The organism is Kitasatospora nipponensis, from assembly GCF_039528135.1.
In the GTDB taxonomy this organism is placed as follows: Bacteria; Actinomycetota; Actinomycetes; order Streptomycetales; family Streptomycetaceae; genus Kitasatospora; species Kitasatospora nipponensis.
Genome location: NZ_BAAALF010000838.1, coordinates 1 through 625, shown reverse-complemented (window position 1 = coordinate 625; position 625 = coordinate 1). Strand labels below are relative to the sequence as shown.

At 70.7% G+C, this 625-nt stretch carries 1 pseudogene; it reads left to right on the top strand.

Going from position 1 to position 625, the window contains the following annotated elements:
• Nucleotides 1-290: 290 nt before the first annotated feature.
• Nucleotides 291-625 (top strand): annotated as a pseudogene (locus ABD323_RS43620) (hypothetical protein); the annotation flags it as partial.

Sequence of the window (625 nt, the reverse complement as noted above, 5' to 3'; positions counted from 1 at the left end):
CAACCGCATCGACCTCCTGCTCTACCTCCTCACCTCCGATCCGGACACCCCTGGCACGCACTGCCCTCTCCAGCGAGCCACCGCCCTGATCGCCCGCAGCCACCAGGCCTCACCTTCGCTGCGGCACCAGTTCCTGTTGCCGGACCCCTCCGCCTGACCCCGGTCCGGCGCTCGTCCGACAGCCTGGTCACAGCCTCCGCGTGAACACTCCGCGCACTCGCACGTCACTCCACGGCACCCGCGTGCCGTCCCGCAACGGCACCCGTGTGCCCTCCCACAGGAGAATCCCCATGTCCAAGCCCGCTATCCGCCGCATCGCCGCCCTCGCCACCGCCTCCGCCTTCCTGCCCGTCTCGATGGTGCTCGGCGCGCAGAGCGCCTCGGCGTCGGTCGGCTCGTCGATCGTCAACATCGCCCAGGCCAACATCGGCGACGGCGCCTGCTCCACCAACAGCGCGGGCGGCACGGGCTTCTACAGCAGTTGCACCGGCGACGCCGGCTCGCCCGAGTACTGGTGCGCGGACTTCGCCAAGTGGGTCTGGTCGCAGAGCGGCGTCAACGTCACCGGCCTGACCACCGGCGCGGGCAGCTTCGCCCAGTACAACGGCGGTCTGCACAGCACCCC